Origin of the sequence: Rhizobium sp. YS-1r (genome assembly GCF_000757525.1) — a bacterium.
In the GTDB taxonomy this organism is placed as follows: domain Bacteria; phylum Pseudomonadota; class Alphaproteobacteria; order Rhizobiales; family Rhizobiaceae; genus Neorhizobium; species Neorhizobium petrolearium.
This window is the reverse complement of record NZ_JPYQ01000006.1, coordinates 715,002-728,868: the sequence shown is the minus strand read 5'-3', so window position 1 is coordinate 728,868 and position 13,867 is coordinate 715,002. Positions and strand designations below refer to the sequence as shown.

At 60.7% G+C, this 13,867-nt stretch carries 13 protein-coding genes; 7 read left to right on the top strand and 6 right to left on the bottom strand.

Annotated features, from left to right (window positions below; genetic code table 11):
- Positions 1–2: 2 nt before the first annotated feature.
- A complete protein-coding gene (locus JL39_RS07905; protein WP_037148657.1) occupies positions 3–1,655 on the bottom strand; it encodes a Na/Pi cotransporter family protein in 1,653 nt (550 codons plus the stop codon).
- Between the two features lie 124 nt (positions 1,656–1,779).
- Entirely contained in the window at positions 1,780–2,265 is a 486-nt protein-coding gene (locus tag JL39_RS07900; RefSeq protein ID WP_037148045.1) for a tRNA (cytidine(34)-2'-O)-methyltransferase, read from the bottom strand.
- Positions 2,266–2,649: 384 nt separating this feature from the next.
- Between JL39_RS07900 and JL39_RS07895 the strand changes: the two genes are divergently transcribed.
- Together JL39_RS07895 and JL39_RS07890 are read left to right on the top strand one after the other, a co-directional pair.
- Positions 2,650–4,503, top strand: coding sequence for an ABC transporter ATP-binding protein (locus JL39_RS07895; protein WP_037148042.1), 1,854 nt, complete (start codon positions 2,650–2,652; stop codon positions 4,501–4,503).
- Positions 4,504–4,616: 113 nt separating this feature from the next.
- A complete protein-coding gene (locus JL39_RS07890; protein WP_037148040.1) occupies positions 4,617–6,479 on the top strand; it encodes an ABC transporter ATP-binding protein in 1,863 nt (620 codons plus the stop codon).
- 2 nt (positions 6,480–6,481) lie between these two features.
- On the opposite strand, the gene JL39_RS07885 is transcribed toward JL39_RS07890, so the two are convergent.
- Entirely contained in the window at positions 6,482–7,432 is a 951-nt protein-coding gene (locus JL39_RS07885; RefSeq protein WP_037148038.1) for an endonuclease/exonuclease/phosphatase family protein, read from the bottom strand.
- Positions 7,433–7,819: 387 nt separating this feature from the next.
- Between JL39_RS07885 and petA the strand changes: the two genes are divergently transcribed.
- The 4 genes from petA (at position 7,820) to JL39_RS07865 (ending at position 11,255) form a co-directional block, all read left to right on the top strand.
- Positions 7,820–8,398, top strand: coding sequence for a ubiquinol-cytochrome c reductase iron-sulfur subunit (petA, locus tag JL39_RS07880; protein WP_037148036.1), 579 nt, complete (start codon positions 7,820–7,822; stop codon positions 8,396–8,398).
- Positions 8,399–8,412: 14 nt separating this feature from the next.
- The gene (locus tag JL39_RS07875) at positions 8,413–9,693 is read left to right on the top strand and encodes a cytochrome b N-terminal domain-containing protein (protein WP_037148034.1); all 1,281 of its coding nucleotides are present in this window, start codon (positions 8,413–8,415) and stop codon (positions 9,691–9,693) included.
- Between the two features lie 28 nt (positions 9,694–9,721).
- Entirely contained in the window at positions 9,722–10,600 is an 879-nt protein-coding gene (locus JL39_RS07870; RefSeq protein ID WP_037148032.1) for a cytochrome c1, read from the top strand.
- A 115-nt stretch (positions 10,601–10,715) separates the two neighbouring features.
- Complete coding sequence (locus JL39_RS07865) at positions 10,716–11,255, top strand: adenine phosphoribosyltransferase (RefSeq protein ID WP_037148030.1); 540 nt, start codon at positions 10,716–10,718, stop codon at positions 11,253–11,255.
- A 36-nt stretch (positions 11,256–11,291) separates the two neighbouring features.
- Here the strand turns inward: JL39_RS07865 and JL39_RS07860 are convergent, their stop codons facing one another.
- Genes JL39_RS07860 through ychF form a run of 3 tightly spaced genes read right to left on the bottom strand, consistent with a single transcriptional unit; the run spans position 11,292 to position 13,350 of the window.
- Positions 11,292–11,759 carry a MaoC family dehydratase gene (locus tag JL39_RS07860; RefSeq protein ID WP_037148029.1) on the bottom strand — a complete coding sequence of 156 codons (468 nt, stop codon included), beginning with the start codon at positions 11,757–11,759 and terminating at the stop codon, positions 11,292–11,294.
- Entirely contained in the window at positions 11,756–12,226 is a 471-nt protein-coding gene (locus JL39_RS07855) for a MaoC family dehydratase (protein WP_037148027.1), read from the bottom strand. The genes JL39_RS07860 and JL39_RS07855 overlap by 4 nt, the downstream gene beginning before the upstream one ends.
- 20 nt (positions 12,227–12,246) lie before the next feature.
- On the bottom strand, positions 12,247–13,350 hold the full coding sequence (gene ychF / locus JL39_RS07850) for a redox-regulated ATPase YchF (protein WP_037148025.1): 1,104 nt from the start codon (positions 13,348–13,350) through the stop codon (positions 12,247–12,249).
- A 181-nt stretch (positions 13,351–13,531) separates the two neighbouring features.
- Here ychF and clpS point away from each other — a divergent pair, with 181 nt between their 5' ends.
- Positions 13,532–13,840 (top strand): ATP-dependent Clp protease adapter ClpS, encoded by a 309-nt coding sequence (gene clpS / locus JL39_RS07845; protein WP_037148023.1) that lies wholly within the window; start codon positions 13,532–13,534, stop codon positions 13,838–13,840.
- The last annotated feature ends 27 nt before the right edge of the window (positions 13,841–13,867 follow it).

The following is a 13,867-nucleotide window of genomic DNA, read 5'->3' as shown; positions in this document are numbered from 1 at the left end:
CCTCAATTGTGTGGCTCGGCGTAGCGCAGCCGGCTTTCGATCAGCACGCCGCTGTCATCGAGGATCGGGTGGGCGACCGAGACGATATGGGCGTTGATGCGCTTCAGGTCGCGCAGCATGTCGAGATGCAAGGAACTGGTCTGGAGACTTTCCATCTTCCCGTCCCGCAGACGCTCCAGATGCCGCTCGGAGGAACGCTTCTCCAGCCGGCGGACGTCCACCTTGATCTCCATGAGCTGGCGGGCGAGATTGAAGTCGCCCGTCACGATGATGGTCTGGGCGGTGCGCAGGTTGTCGATCGTCAGGTTGAACAGGCTCTCCAGCTCCTGGTACCCGTCGTCGGAAAATTTCAGGCCACTCGTGACCTTTTTGCTCACCTGCTCGCACACTCCCTTCTCGATGATGTCGCCGATATGTTCGAGATTGATGGCATAGTCGATAATGGCGATGGACCGGCGCGCACTCTCATCGTCGAGGCCCTGGCGACCGAGCTTCGAGAGGTAGATCTTCACCTCCTGCTGGAGGCGATCGACACGCTTCTCCAGGACGGCAATCTCGGCAAGCGGGGCAAGGTCGTTGTGCTTGAAGGCGTTTTCCGCCCGGATCAGCATGCGTTCGATCACGTCGCCGACGCCGAGCACTTCGCGCGTGGCATTGGCGAGCGCCATGACGGGATTTTCGAGTGCCTGCGGATCGAGGAAGCGCGGGCCGTTTTCGACTTCCGGATCGGCCGGGACGAGACGTGTGGTCATGTCCGACAGCAGGCCTGAGAAAGGCCAGGCAATCAGCGCCAGCAGGATATTGAAGGCGAGGTGGGCGTCGACCGGCAGTTTTTGCGGCGAAAGCGGCAAGGATTGCAGGATGTCGGCGCCAAAGCCGGCAAGCGGCAGAGCGATCGCACAGCCTATGGCCCGAACGATCAGGTTCCCGAGCGTGATGCGCCTTGCTGCTGCGGGACCGGAAAGCGTGGCAATGACCGGCGGGACGGCGCCGCCGAGATTGGCGCCGAGAACCAGTACGATGACGAGACCGGTCGAGAGGATTCCCGTCGAGGCGAGCGACAGGATCAACACGATCGTTGCGAGGCTGGACGAGGAGACGAAGGCAAGAGCTGCGGAGACGATGAGTGCGACGGGCCAGGCATTGTCGAGGAGGCCGATGAAGGCGGCAAGCGCCGGCGACTGGCGCATGGGCTCGGTCGCAAGCCCAAGCAGGTGCAGCGACAGCAGCATGAGGCCGACACCGATGAGCGCCGTACCGGCGCCCTGCCGCGTGCCGGAGTTGCCGCGACGGAGAACGAGGCCGATGAGGATGATCAGCGGCGAAAGCCATTCGATGCCGGTCGCGACCAGCCAGGCGGTAATTGCGGTTCCGACATTGGCACCGAGCAGCACGATTTGCGCCATGCGCGGGCGGATCAGGTCGCGCTCGGCGAAAGAAGCGACGGTGAGTGCGGTGGCAGTGGAACTTTGCAGGGCAATCGTGGCCGCAAGACCCGAGACGAAGGAGCGCAAACCGCTGCGGGTGCCGGTGGCGAGACTGCTCCTCAGCCGGGCGCCGAAAGCCCGCGTCACGCCATCCTTCACCTGTGCAAGACCGAAGAGCAGCAAGGCGACTGCACCCAGGAGATTGATGATGACGATGGTGGACTCCACGCGAATGCTCCTCATTCAAAGGCGAACGGGTGGCGATTTTCAATTGCCGGCTAATGAATATAAGTCGCTTGCACGCCCGTGCACAGGGCCGCTCGCGACAGTTTCTTACCGGAAATCGGCCGTTTTAGTTCCAGCACGTTTGCTTGAGCGCCTCACCGGCAATCATTGCCGCGGACATGGCGACGTTGATGGAGCGCTGTCCTGCCATCATCGGGATCAGGATCCGGGCATCGGCCGTTTCGTGTACGTGGTCCGGCACGCCGGCGCTTTCGCGGCCGAAGAGCAGGATGTCGTCCGGGCGGAATTCGAAGCGCGTATAGGGCAGGGCGGCTTTCGTGGAAGCAAGCACAAGACGGCGGCCGTCTTCGCGGCGCCATTCATCGAAGCGCTGCCAGTTGACGTGGCGGGTGAGGGCGACGCTTGCCAGATAGTCCATGCCGGAGCGCTTCAGGTTGCGGTCGGAAATATCGAAGCCGGCTGGCTCGATGATATCGACGCTGAGGCCCAAGCAGGCGGCAAGCCTGAGGATCGTACCCGTATTGCCGGGGATGTCGGGCTGGTAGAGGGCGATCCGAAGCCTGGGAGGTATAGCGTTGGAAGTGTCGTTCATGGCCGGTCTTTACGGGAAAGACGAGGGCTGCCTCAAGCTTTTTCGATACGCGCCATGGCTGTGACGATCGGGCAACAGGAAAGCCTCAAGCATGTTTTCGCGTCGATTTGGCCTTTTCAATTCGCTCGCAAACGGTTAGAAAGACCGCGCATCTTAACGCCAATCCCAGGAGGCCTACATGGATATGACCGTGCTCTCGCGCCTCCGCTGCCAGAACATTTCGCATCTGGCTTAGGCGTTTCGCGGTTTCACGCAAACTCTTCCCTTTCTGATCCATTACGTGGCCGACACGCGGCCATGCTGTCTTGAATTTTCGCCGTCCGGCCCAAGGTTCGCATTGTGCGCGCAGGGCAGGCCGGTCATCCGATTTACGGAGCTATTTCCATGTTCTCGTGGTTCGAACGGCGTATCAATCCCTATCCGGACGAAACGCCCGCGCTGCCGCCCTCCGGCCTTGTCGCCTTTCTCTGGCATTACACAAAGCCGGTCTGGCCGTGGCTGGTCCTGATGTCGATCCTCACGACGTTGATTGCCGTCGGGGAAGTGGCGCTCTTCCAGTTCCTCGGCGATATCGTCGACTGGCTGTCAACTGCCGATCGCGAGACCTTCCTCGCGACCGAATGGCCGCGGCTGCTGATGATGGGGCTCGTCGTGCTGATCGGTCTGCCGGTCGTGGCGGGTCTCAACGCGCTCATCATGCACCAGATTCTGATGGGCAATTTTCCGATGATCGCCCGCTGGCAGATGCATCGCTTCCTGCTGCGGCATTCGATGACGTTCTTCGCCAACGAGTTTGCAGGCCGCGTCTCCACCAAGGTGATGCAGACGTCGCTCGCTATTCGCGAGACGGTGATGAAGGTGCTCGACGTCTTTGTGTACGTCGCGGTCTACTTCATCTCAATGATCGTGGTCGTTGCCAATGCCGACTGGCGGCTCGTCATCCCGCTGGTCGTCTGGATGATCCTCTATGCCGCGATCGTGGCCTATTACGTGCCGCGGCTGAGGACGATTTCGGCCGAGCAGGCGGATGCCCGCTCGCTCATGACCGGCCGCGTGGTCGACAGCTACACCAATATCGCCACGGTCAAGCTGTTTTCCCATGCCGGTCGCGAGGAGGGCTACGCTAAGGATGCGATGAACAGCTTTCTGGAGACGGTGCACCGGCAGATGCGCAAGGTCACCAATTTCCAGGTGCTGGTCTACCTCATCAACTGCGTGGCGCTCTTTGTTGTCGCGGGCATGTCCATCTGGTTCTGGTTGGCGAGTGCGATTTCGACCGGCGCCATCGCGATCGCCATCGGCCTCACGATGCGCATCAACGGCATGTCGCAGTGGATCATGTGGGAAGTCTCGGCCTTGTTCGAGAATATCGGCACGGTCTATGACGGCATGGCGATGATGACCAAGCCGCATGATGTGGTGGATCGGCCGGATGCTGCGGGCCTCGCCGCGAAGAAGGGGCATATCCGCTACGAGAACATCCGCTTCCACTACGGCAAGACGAAGGGCGTTATCGACGACCTCAGTCTCGACATCCCCGCTGGTCAGAAGGTCGGCCTTGTCGGGCGCTCCGGCGCTGGAAAGACGACACTGATGAACCTTCTCCTGCGTTTTTACGATCTGGAGGGCGGCCGCATCACCATCGACGGCCGGGATATTTCGACAGTGACGCAGGACAGCCTGCGCGCGCTGATCGGGGTGGTCACGCAGGACACGTCGCTGTTGCACCGGTCGATCCGCGACAACATTGCCTATGGCAAGCCGGAGGCGAGCGATGCGGAGGTGATCGAGGCGGCAAAGCGGGCGAACGCCTGGGACTTCATCGAAGGGCTCGTGGACATGCAGGGACGCAAGGGTCTCGACGCGCATGTCGGCGAACGCGGTGTGAAGCTCTCTGGCGGCCAGCGGCAGCGCATCGCGATTGCCCGCGTCTTCCTGAAGGACGCGCCGATCCTGGTGCTCGACGAGGCGACTTCGGCGCTCGACAGCGAAGTGGAAGCGGCGATCCAGGAAAACCTCTTCGCCCTGATGCAGGGCAAGACGGTGATCGCGATCGCCCACCGGCTGTCGACGCTCACCGAGATGGACCGGCTTATCGTGCTTGATCGGGGCCGGATCATCGAGACCGGCACGCATCAGGAGCTGGTCGCGTCCGGCGGCATCTATGCCGACCTCTGGAATCGCCAGTCGGGTGGGTTCATCGGCCATGAGGTGCCGGAAGAAGAGGCGGCGGAGTAATCCGCCGCCGTTTCGATTGTTCATCTCAAAGGGGCAGCCGACGTTAAAAAATGTAAGCCGCCATCCTCCCCTTTTGCTTTGCCGGTTTGGGGGAATCCGCCTATATCCGAGCTATGACAAGCTGGCTGTTCCGCACGTTCGAGAACTGGATCAAACCATTTGACAGGCGGGACGATCTCAAGCCGCCTGAAGACGTATTCGCCTTCATCTGGTTCTACATCTCGCAGGCCAAGGCTCCATTCCTGGTCATGCTCGTCCTGGGTGGGCTCACGGCTGCGATCGAGGCTGCGTTGTTCTGGTTCGTGGGCCGTCTCGTCGATATTCTCGCGACAGTGAAGCCCGGCGACGGATGGCATGGATTGCTTGCACAGCACGGAGCCGAGCTGTTCGGCATGCTTGTGCTGATCGGCGTCGTCCGCTTCCTGGTCACACTTCTGACGGCGTTGACGGATCAGCAGATCATAACGCCCGGGTTTTACAACCTCGTGCGTTGGCAGTCTTATCTGCATGTCGCACGGCAATCGCTGACATTCTTCCAGAACGATTTTTCCGGGCGGATCGTCACCAAGGTCTGGTCCGGCGGTCAGGCCGTCGGCGATCTGGTGACGTCGCTGATGGAAAGTGTCTGGTTCGTCTGCATCTATTCGGTTTCCATGCTGTTGCTCGTCGGCGGCCTGGACTGGCGGCTGGCCGTGGTCGTTTGCCTCTGGGTGTTCATCTTTTCGCTGCTCGCCCGTTATTTCGTTCCGCGCATCCGTTATCATTCCCGTGAAACGGCCGAAGCGGCCTCGATGCTGAATGGGCGCATGGTCGACGCCTACAGCAATATCCAGACGCTGCGTCTCTTCGGTCGCGACGAAGCCAATGACCGCTATATGCGAGAGGGCTTCGATATCTATCAGCGCACGCTGATCATGTTCACGCGCTTCATCACCGGAGTGCGGGCCTCGATGGCGCTTCTGTCCGGCGTGATGATTACCAGCATGGCCGCGCTCTGCATTCACCTTTGGCTTTCGGGCAAAATCAGCGCGGGCGCCGTGGCCTTCACTTTGGCGCTAGTGCTGCGTCTCAACTTCCTGCTCGGAAGACTCATGACGCAGTTCAACGGCATCATGCGCAATTTCGGAACGGTGCAAAACGCCGCCGAGCTTATTTCGCAGCCGATCGGGCTTGTGGATGCGCCGAACGCGGCCGAACTTGTCGTCAAGCGGCCGGAGATCCGCTTCGAAAACGTCAGCTTCCACTACGGCAGGAAGGGGGGCGTGATCGACAATCTCTCCCTCACCATCCGGCCGGGCGAGAAAATCGGCATCATCGGGCGCTCTGGGGCTGGCAAGTCGACACTCGTCAACCTGCTGTTGCGCTTCTACGACCTTGAAGGCGGGCGCATCCTGATCGACGGTCAGGATATTTCAAAGGTCACACAGGAATCCCTGCGCACCCGGATCGGCATGGTGACGCAGGACACATCGCTGCTGCATCGCTCAATCCGCGACAATATCCTGTTCGGTCGACCGGATGCGGCGGAAGCGCAATTGCTCGAGGCCGCAAGCAAAGCAGAAGCCGATAAATTCATCGCTGCGCTTGAAGATCAGCGTGGCCGGAAGGGTTTCGATGCACATGTGGGCGAGCGCGGTGTCAAGTTGTCGGGCGGCCAGCGTCAGCGCATCGCAATCGCCCGCGTCATGCTCAAGGATGCGCCCATCCTGGTGCTGGACGAGGCGACCTCGGCGCTCGATTCCGAAGTGGAAGCGGCAATCCAGTCCAATCTCGAACGGTTGATGCAGGGCAAGACCGTCATGGCGATCGCCCACAGGCTCTCCACCATCGCCGCCCTCGACCGACTCATCGTCATGGACGAAGGCCGGATCATCGAGGAAGGCAGCCATGACGAACTGATTGCGCGAGGCGGGCTCTATGCGGAGCTCTGGGCGAGGCAGTCCGGCGGTTTCCTTGCCGCCGACGCGGCGCAATAGGTCTAATCCCCGCTGTCGGCGCCGGTGATGGCGATTTCGGCTATGAGCCCGTAATGGTTCGAGCCATGTGCATCGGGAATCTGTGTCACCGACTTTATCTTCAACGGCGCCCGAACATAGACGTGGTCGATCGGCACGCCGAGCCTGCCGGCTCTGATCGGCCAGGTGGGCGGTTCCCATCCCCCGGTCTTGAGTTTCGTGATGCGCAGAAAACGGCGCATGTTCGGCGCCAGGCTCGATGCATTGAAATCACCCGAAAGAAGCAGGGGACCGGTCGTTTCGGCAATTGCCAGGGCGGCCCGGTTCAGTTCGAGCGAGTGGAAATTGTCGAAATAGGGCTTGGTCGTATGGATGCCGACAAAATTGATCGTCCGGCCCGCGACGGTTACCTTCGCCAGGATGAAACGTTCCGGGAAGATATCGCTGAGCGTCCGCACCTGAGGCGACTCAATCGGCACCTTGGACAGCATAAGCTGGTCGCAATCCTGGATGAGGATGCCGCATCCGATCCGGTAGGGATAGGTTTGCGCCAGTTCGTTCATATGAACGCGCAGCGGCGCCGCCTCCATGATATTCACCAGATCAGCACCCGACGACAGGATCGTGCGGGTGATATTTTCCGCATTTTCATAATTGTCGTTGAGGATGTTGAAGGACATTAGCCGGAAGGTCGGCGTAGCGGCGTCGGACGCGGTCATCGGCTCTGCGAACTCGCGACTGATCAGCACGGCATGGCCCGTGAAGAGCAGTGCTGCAGCAAAAAGCAGCCAGACGAGGAAGTGCCGTTTCACGACAAGGGCAATAAGCATCGCGACGACACACATTGCCGCCGCGTGCAGCTGCAGGCTGTAGAGCGTGGCCAGAATCCAATGGGGATGGATGTAACGGGTACCAATCGCGGCAAGCACAAGCGACACGATGACGCAGATGGCAACCGATATTGCTTGTCTCATTCAGGTCTGTCCGGAACGGCCGCCTCTTGTCGTGCGCCCGACCTATCACGAGGCCTGGTTTGTTGCAATGCGGCATCCCTCGATGCGGTTAACGCTGGACGCTGCATTTCCGCGTTTTTTATGTCGCGGCCTGCCTTTGCGGGGCCAGGTGCCAGATTTTCGCCCCGCTTGCGAGGCTCTCCGCAGCCACGTTTCACGCGGATTGGAAAGCCCCAGGTTTTCCTGCGATAAACTGGCTTCAGGCCCTTGCCAAGGCTGGACATATTTTGCGATCAAGCATAGAAGGCGCCGGATTGCCGGGGAATCTGTGTTGGAATTGTGTTCAGATGAGATTCGCCGGCCAGGGCTATGCGATTTCGCGAATTGCGTGAGAAGGAAGATTGAGCCGTGAGCGAGCACGACACACATAGCGAAACACTGGGCGAGCCCACTCGCCGTGATTTCCTTTACCTGACGACTGGCATGGCCGGCGTCGTCGGTGCGGTTTCGGTTGCCTGGCCGTTTATCGATCAGATGCGGCCGGATGCTTCCACGCTGGCGCTCGCCTCGATCGAAGTGAATGTCGGAGCTCTGGAGCCCGGCATGTCGCTGACCGTCAAGTGGCGGGGCAAGCCGGTCTTCATTCGCAACCGGACGCAGCAGGAAGTGGAAGAGGCGAATGCGGTTCCGCTGTCCGACCTCAAGGACCCGATCGCCCGCAATGCAAACCTTCCGGCTGATGCCGAAGCGAAAGACATCGACCGGTCGGCCGGCGAGGGCAAGGAGAACTGGATCGTCATGATCGGTTCCTGCACGCATCTCGGCTGCGTGCCGCTCGGCCAGGCCGGCGATTTCGGCGGATGGTTCTGTCCTTGCCATGGCTCGCATTACGATACGGCCGGCCGTATCCGTAAGGGCCCGGCGCCGCAGAACCTCGCCATTCCGACTTTCACATTTACGTCCGACACAGTGATTACGATCGGGTGAGGGGATTCATACCTATGAGCGGTCATTCCACATACCAGCCATCGACCGGCATCGAGAAGTGGATCGATTCGCGGCTTCCGCTGCCGCGCATGGTCCATGATAGCTTTGTCTCCTATCCCGTTCCCCGGAACCTGAATTACGCCTACACCTTCGGCGCCATGCTGTCGGTCATGCTCGTGGTGCAGATCCTCACCGGCGTGGTGCTTGCCATGCATTACGCCGCGTCGACCGGCGTCGCCTTCGACTCCGTCGAAAAGATCATGCGCGACGTGAACCACGGCTGGCTGCTGCGCTACATGCACGCGAACGGCGCGTCGTTCTTCTTTATCGCCGTCTACCTCCATATTGCCCGCGGCCTCTATTACGGCTCCTACAAGGCGCCGCGCGAAATCCTCTGGATCCTCGGCGTGGTGATTTACCTCCTGATGATGGCGACCGGATTCATGGGCTATGTGCTTCCCTGGGGTCAGATGTCCTTCTGGGGCGCCACCGTCATCACCGGCTTCTTCTCGGCCTTTCCGCTGGTGGGCGAGTGGATTCAGACCTTCCTGCTCGGCGGCTTCGCCGTCGACCAGCCGACGCTCAACCGCTTCTTCTCGCTGCACTATCTCTTGCCCTTCATGATCGCCGGCGTCGTCGTCCTGCACGTATGGGCCCTGCATGTCACCGGCCAGACCAACCCGACCGGCGTCGAGGTGAAATCCAAGACGGATACCGTCGCCTTCACGCCCTATGCGACGCTGAAGGACGCGCTCGGCGTATCGGTATTCCTGATCGTCTATGCCTGGTTCATCTTCTACATGCCGAACTACCTCGGCCACCCGGACAACTATATCCCGGCCAATCCGCTGAAGACGCCTGCTCATATCGTCCCGGAATGGTACTATCTGCCGTTCTACGCGATGCTGCGCGCCATCACCTTCAATGTCGGCCCGATCGACTCGAAGCTCGGCGGTGTTCTGGTGATGTTCGGTTCGATCATCGTCCTGTTCTTCCTGCCCTGGCTCGACACCTCGAAGGTTCGCTCTGCCGTCTACCGCCCATGGTACAAGCTGTTCTTCTGGCTGTTCGTCGCCGACTGCATCATGCTCGGCTGGCTCGGCGCCCAACCCGCCGAGGGCATCTTCGTCGTCATGTCGCAGCTCGGCACGCTCTACTACTTCGGCTTCTTCCTTGTGATCATGCCGCTGCTCGGCCTGTTCGAGACCCCGCGACGGATTCCGAACTCCATCACGGAAGCCGTGTTGGAAAAGAACGGCAAGTCCGCCGCTGCCACAGCCACAGCTAGCGTCTGACAGATCGCGACCGAGAGGGATTAGAAAAATGAAAAAGCTTGTTGCAAGCCTCGTGTCGCTGGCCTTCATGGCAGGTCTCGGCGTCGCTTCGGCAGTGGCGCAGGAAAGCAGTGGCGAAGCCGGTGCGGAGCATGCGGAAGGCGGTACGCCGCATTATCCGATCAATCACCCGAAGCATGTCGACTGGAGCTTTGCAGGCCCGTTCGGCCACTACGACAAGGGCCAGCTTCAGCGGGGCCTGAAGGTCTACACCGAAGTCTGTTCCGCCTGCCATTCGATGAAGCTCGTCTCCTTCCGTACGCTCGAGGACCTCGGCTATTCGGAGGCGCAGGTGAAGGCCTTCGCCGGAAATTACGAGGTGCAGGACGGGCCGAACGACGATGGCGAGATGTTCGCCCGCAAGGCGCTTCCTTCGGACAATTTCCCGCCGCCCTATCCGAACGAACAGGCCGCAGCCGCATCCAACAACGGTGCCGCTCCGCCGGACATGTCGCTGCTTGCAAAGGCGCGCGGTATCACCCGTGGCTTCCCGCAGTTCATCTTCGACATCTTCACCCAGTACCAGGAAGGCGGCCCCGATTATATCTACTCGCTGATCACCGGCTACCAGGACCCGCCGGCAGGTGTCGAGGTTCCGGAAGGTACGCATTACAACCCGTATTTCGTTGCCTCGGCCTCTCTCGCCATGGCTCCGCCGATCAGCGACGACCAGGTGAGCTATGACGACGGGACGCCGCAGACGGTCGACCAATATGCCAAGGATGTTTCCGCTTTCCTGATGTGGGCCGCCGAGCCGCATCTCGAAGAGCGCAAGCGGACCGGCTTCATGGTCATGGTTTTCCTTGTGATCTTCACCGGCCTGATCTACCTGACGAAAAAGTCGGTCTACGCCAACAAGGAACACTGAAACTTCGGTTTCAGAAGCCAATAGGAAGGCGACTTCGGTCGCCTTTTTTGTTGGGTGAATGGGCGCGACTTGATAGGCTCATTCCTCGTGGTCTCACCAATCCTTCCGGGCTCCCATGTCTTTCAAAACCGATCTCGCTCTCTCCATCCGGTCTATTCCGGATTATCCGAAGCCTGGTATCATTTTCCGCGATATCACCACGCTGCTGGGGGATGCCGTTGCTTTCCGCCAGGCAGTCGATGAGCTTGTGAAACCCTATGTCGGCCTGGGCGTCGACAAGATCGCCGGCATCGAGGCGCGCGGCTTCATCCTGGGCGGCGCGCTGGCGCATCAACTCTCAGCGGGCTTCGTGCCGATCCGCAAGAAGGGCAAGCTGCCGCATGAGACCGTGCGGATGGCCTACAGTCTCGAATACGGCACGGACGAAATGGAGATGCATGTCGATGCGCTGAAGCCCGGCGAGAAGGTGATCCTGACCGACGATCTGATTGCCACAGGCGGCACGGCAGAAGGCGCAGTCAGGCTGCTCAGGCAGCTGGGCGCGGAGATCGTCTCGGCTTGTTTCGTCATCGACCTGCCGGATCTTGGCGGCCGCAAGAAACTCGAAGCGCTTGGGGTTGAGGTCCGGACGCTGGTGGAATTCGCCGGCCATTGAGAATTGGGCGGGCGAAGACGCCTGCCGACATAAGCGCTACTCGAATTCCAGTACAGTGCCTTCATACCGCATCACGACGTCGCCATGCTGGTTCACGCCGTCGTTGACGGTCATGTTGATCCAGGTGCCGGGGCGCGAGGCGAGCGGGCGGCTTTCCGTCACGGAAATGGAATAGGTGATGCTGTCGCCGGCATAGACGGGCTTCAGCCACTGCAGTTTCTTGAAACCGGCAGAGGGGCCGAGTTTGGGCGGAGAGATCCCCTCGCTTTCGAGGCGCGCTGCTTCCTTCGTCCAATAGGCGATGTAGGTCTTCATCCAGCCGGCGCAGGTATGCCACCCGGACGCACAGAGACCGCCGAAGACGTAATTCCTTGCCGCGTCCGCATCGACGTGGAAAGGTTGCGGATCGAATTTCTTCGCAAAGCGGATGATATCCTCGGCGGTGAAGGCGAGGGTGCCGGTGATGATCTTGCGGCCCGGCGGGGAGAGTTCGATCAGTCTCACGCCGCGTTCTCCTGTGCCTCGCGGAGCCGCATCATGATCGGGTTTTCGCCGCGCATCACCACCTCGCCGTGCTGGTTCTCCACCTCATGCAGGAATTTCACAAGGCCGATGCCGGGGCGGGAGCGGAGAGGGCGGGATTCGAGCACCTTGGAACGGCCGGAAAGTGTATCGCCGGCCAGTACCGGCTTCTTCCATTGCATGAATTCGATACCGGGCGAGCCCTCCGACGACGAACGCGACAGCCAGCCGTCGAACATCATGCGCATGAACATGCTCGCCGTATGCCAGCCGGAGGCCGACAGACCGCCGAGGATGCTGGCCTTGCCCGCCGCCTCGTCAAGATGCATGGGCTGAGGATCGAACTCGGCTGCGAATTCGATGATCTCTTCGGCCGTCACCCGTTTCGTCGCGAGCGGGAAAACGCGGCCCTCAGCGAAATCCTCGAAGAAATATCGTTCCTCCATCATCGGCGCCTCCGCCTCCCAGGTCAGGTGTTGAAGCGGAAGTGGATGACGTCGCCATCCTGCACGACATATTCCTTGCCTTCGTCGCGCGCCTTGCCGGCCTCCTTGGCGCCTACCTCGCCACCATAGGCGATATAGTCGTCATAGGCGATGGTGAAGGCGCGGATGAAGCCACGCTCGAAGTCGGTATGGATAACACCGGCGGCGGCAGGTGCCTTGGTGCCGCGTACGATCGTCCAGGCGCGGGTTTCCTTTGGGCCGACGGTGAAATAGGTGATCAGGTCGAGGAGGTGGTACCCGGCGCGGATGAGGCGGTCGAGGCCCGCTTCTTCAAGCCCAAGAGCAGACAGGAACTCCTTCGCCTCGTCTTCCGGAAGCTGCGCGACCTCGGACTCGATCGCAGCCGAGATGATCACGCATTCGGCGCCCTGTTCCTTTGCCATGGCGGCGACGGCTTCGGTGTGCTTGTTGCCCGTCGAGGCGTCTGCCTCCGCGACGTTGCAGACGTAAAGAACCGGATGCGAGGTCAGAAGGTTGAGATCCTTCAGGATGCCGACCTCCTCGGTTGAAAGGGACTTCAGGAGCAGCCGGGCGGGCTTGCCGTCGTTCAGAAGCTTGATCACGGCTTCCATCACCGGCAGTTGCGCCATGGAATCCTTGTCCTTGCCGGTGGCGCGCTTGCGGGTCTGCTCGACGCGGCGCTCAAGGCTCTCCAGATCGGCGAGCATCAGTTCGGTCTCGATCGTGTCGGCATCTCCGACCGGATTTATGCGTCCTTCGACATGGGTGATGTCGTCGTCCTCGAAACAGCGCAGCACATGCACCACCGCATCGACTTCGCGGATATTGGCCAGGAACTTGTTGCCGAGGCCCTCACCCTTGGACGCGCCGCGCACCAGGCCGGCGATGTCCACGAAGGAGATGCGGGTCGGAATGATCTCCTTGGAGCCTGCCACGGCCGCAAGCTTCTGCATGCGCGGATCGGGAACCGCCACTTCACCGGTGTTCGGTTCGATCGTGCAGAAGGGATAATTGGCCGCCTGCGCCGCGGCCGTCTTGGTGAGCGCATTGAAGAGCGTGGACTTGCCGACATTCGGCAGGCCCACGATACCGCATTTGAAACCCATGGGTCCGGACCCTGTATCTATGAAATTTTCGTTGCTGTGGCTATGGGGGAATGGGCGTGCCGGGTCAAGGGTTCGGCGGCAATAGAACATTCGATCACGCCGCGATTGCTTGAAATATTCCGGGTGCGGTGCGATATAGCTCGCATGTCTCTTGTCAGGCGGACGTCATCAGGAGAAGCCGATGGCCGAAGACATCATCCTCAAACCAAAGACGATCACCAAGCCCAAGCTGGAGCGGCCGAAGCTCTACAAGGTCATTCTGGTGAACGACGACTATACGCCGCGCGAATTCGTCATCATGGTGCTGAAGGCCGTGTTCCGCATGAGCGAGGAGACCGGCTACCGCGTGATGCTGACCGCCCACCGCCTGGGCACTTCCGTGGTCGTGGTCTGCGCCAGGGATATTGCCGAGACCAAGTCCAAGGAAGCGATGGACCTCGCCAAGGAGGCCGGCTTTCCGCTGATGTTCACGACCGAGCCCGAAGAATAAACGGGCTTGCGACGGCGAGGGGCGTGC

What these genes read in the sequence shown, in the direction of transcription:
- JL39_RS07895 (WP_037148042.1), top strand. Translation starts at nt 2,650, where the DNA reads ATGTTCTCGTGGTTCGAACGGCGTATCAATCCCTATCCGGACGAAACG.
- JL39_RS07870 (WP_037148032.1), top strand. Translation starts at nt 9,722, where the DNA reads ATGAAAAAGCTTGTTGCAAGCCTCGTGTCGCTGGCCTTCATGGCAGGT.
- ychF (WP_037148025.1), bottom strand. Translation starts at nt 13,350, where the DNA reads ATGGGTTTCAAATGCGGTATCGTGGGCCTGCCGAATGTCGGCAAGTCC.
- JL39_RS07890 (WP_037148040.1), top strand. Translation starts at nt 4,617, where the DNA reads ATGACAAGCTGGCTGTTCCGCACGTTCGAGAACTGGATCAAACCATTT.
- JL39_RS07875 (WP_037148034.1), top strand. Translation starts at nt 8,413, where the DNA reads ATGAGCGGTCATTCCACATACCAGCCATCGACCGGCATCGAGAAGTGG.
- clpS (WP_037148023.1), top strand. Translation starts at nt 13,532, where the DNA reads ATGGCCGAAGACATCATCCTCAAACCAAAGACGATCACCAAGCCCAAG.
- JL39_RS07855 (WP_037148027.1), bottom strand. Translation starts at nt 12,226, where the DNA reads ATGATGGAGGAACGATATTTCTTCGAGGATTTCGCTGAGGGCCGCGTT.
- JL39_RS07900 (WP_037148045.1), bottom strand. Translation starts at nt 2,265, where the DNA reads ATGAACGACACTTCCAACGCTATACCTCCCAGGCTTCGGATCGCCCTC.
- JL39_RS07865 (WP_037148030.1), top strand. Translation starts at nt 10,716, where the DNA reads ATGTCTTTCAAAACCGATCTCGCTCTCTCCATCCGGTCTATTCCGGAT.
- JL39_RS07885 (WP_037148038.1), bottom strand. Translation starts at nt 7,432, where the DNA reads ATGAGACAAGCAATATCGGTTGCCATCTGCGTCATCGTGTCGCTTGTG.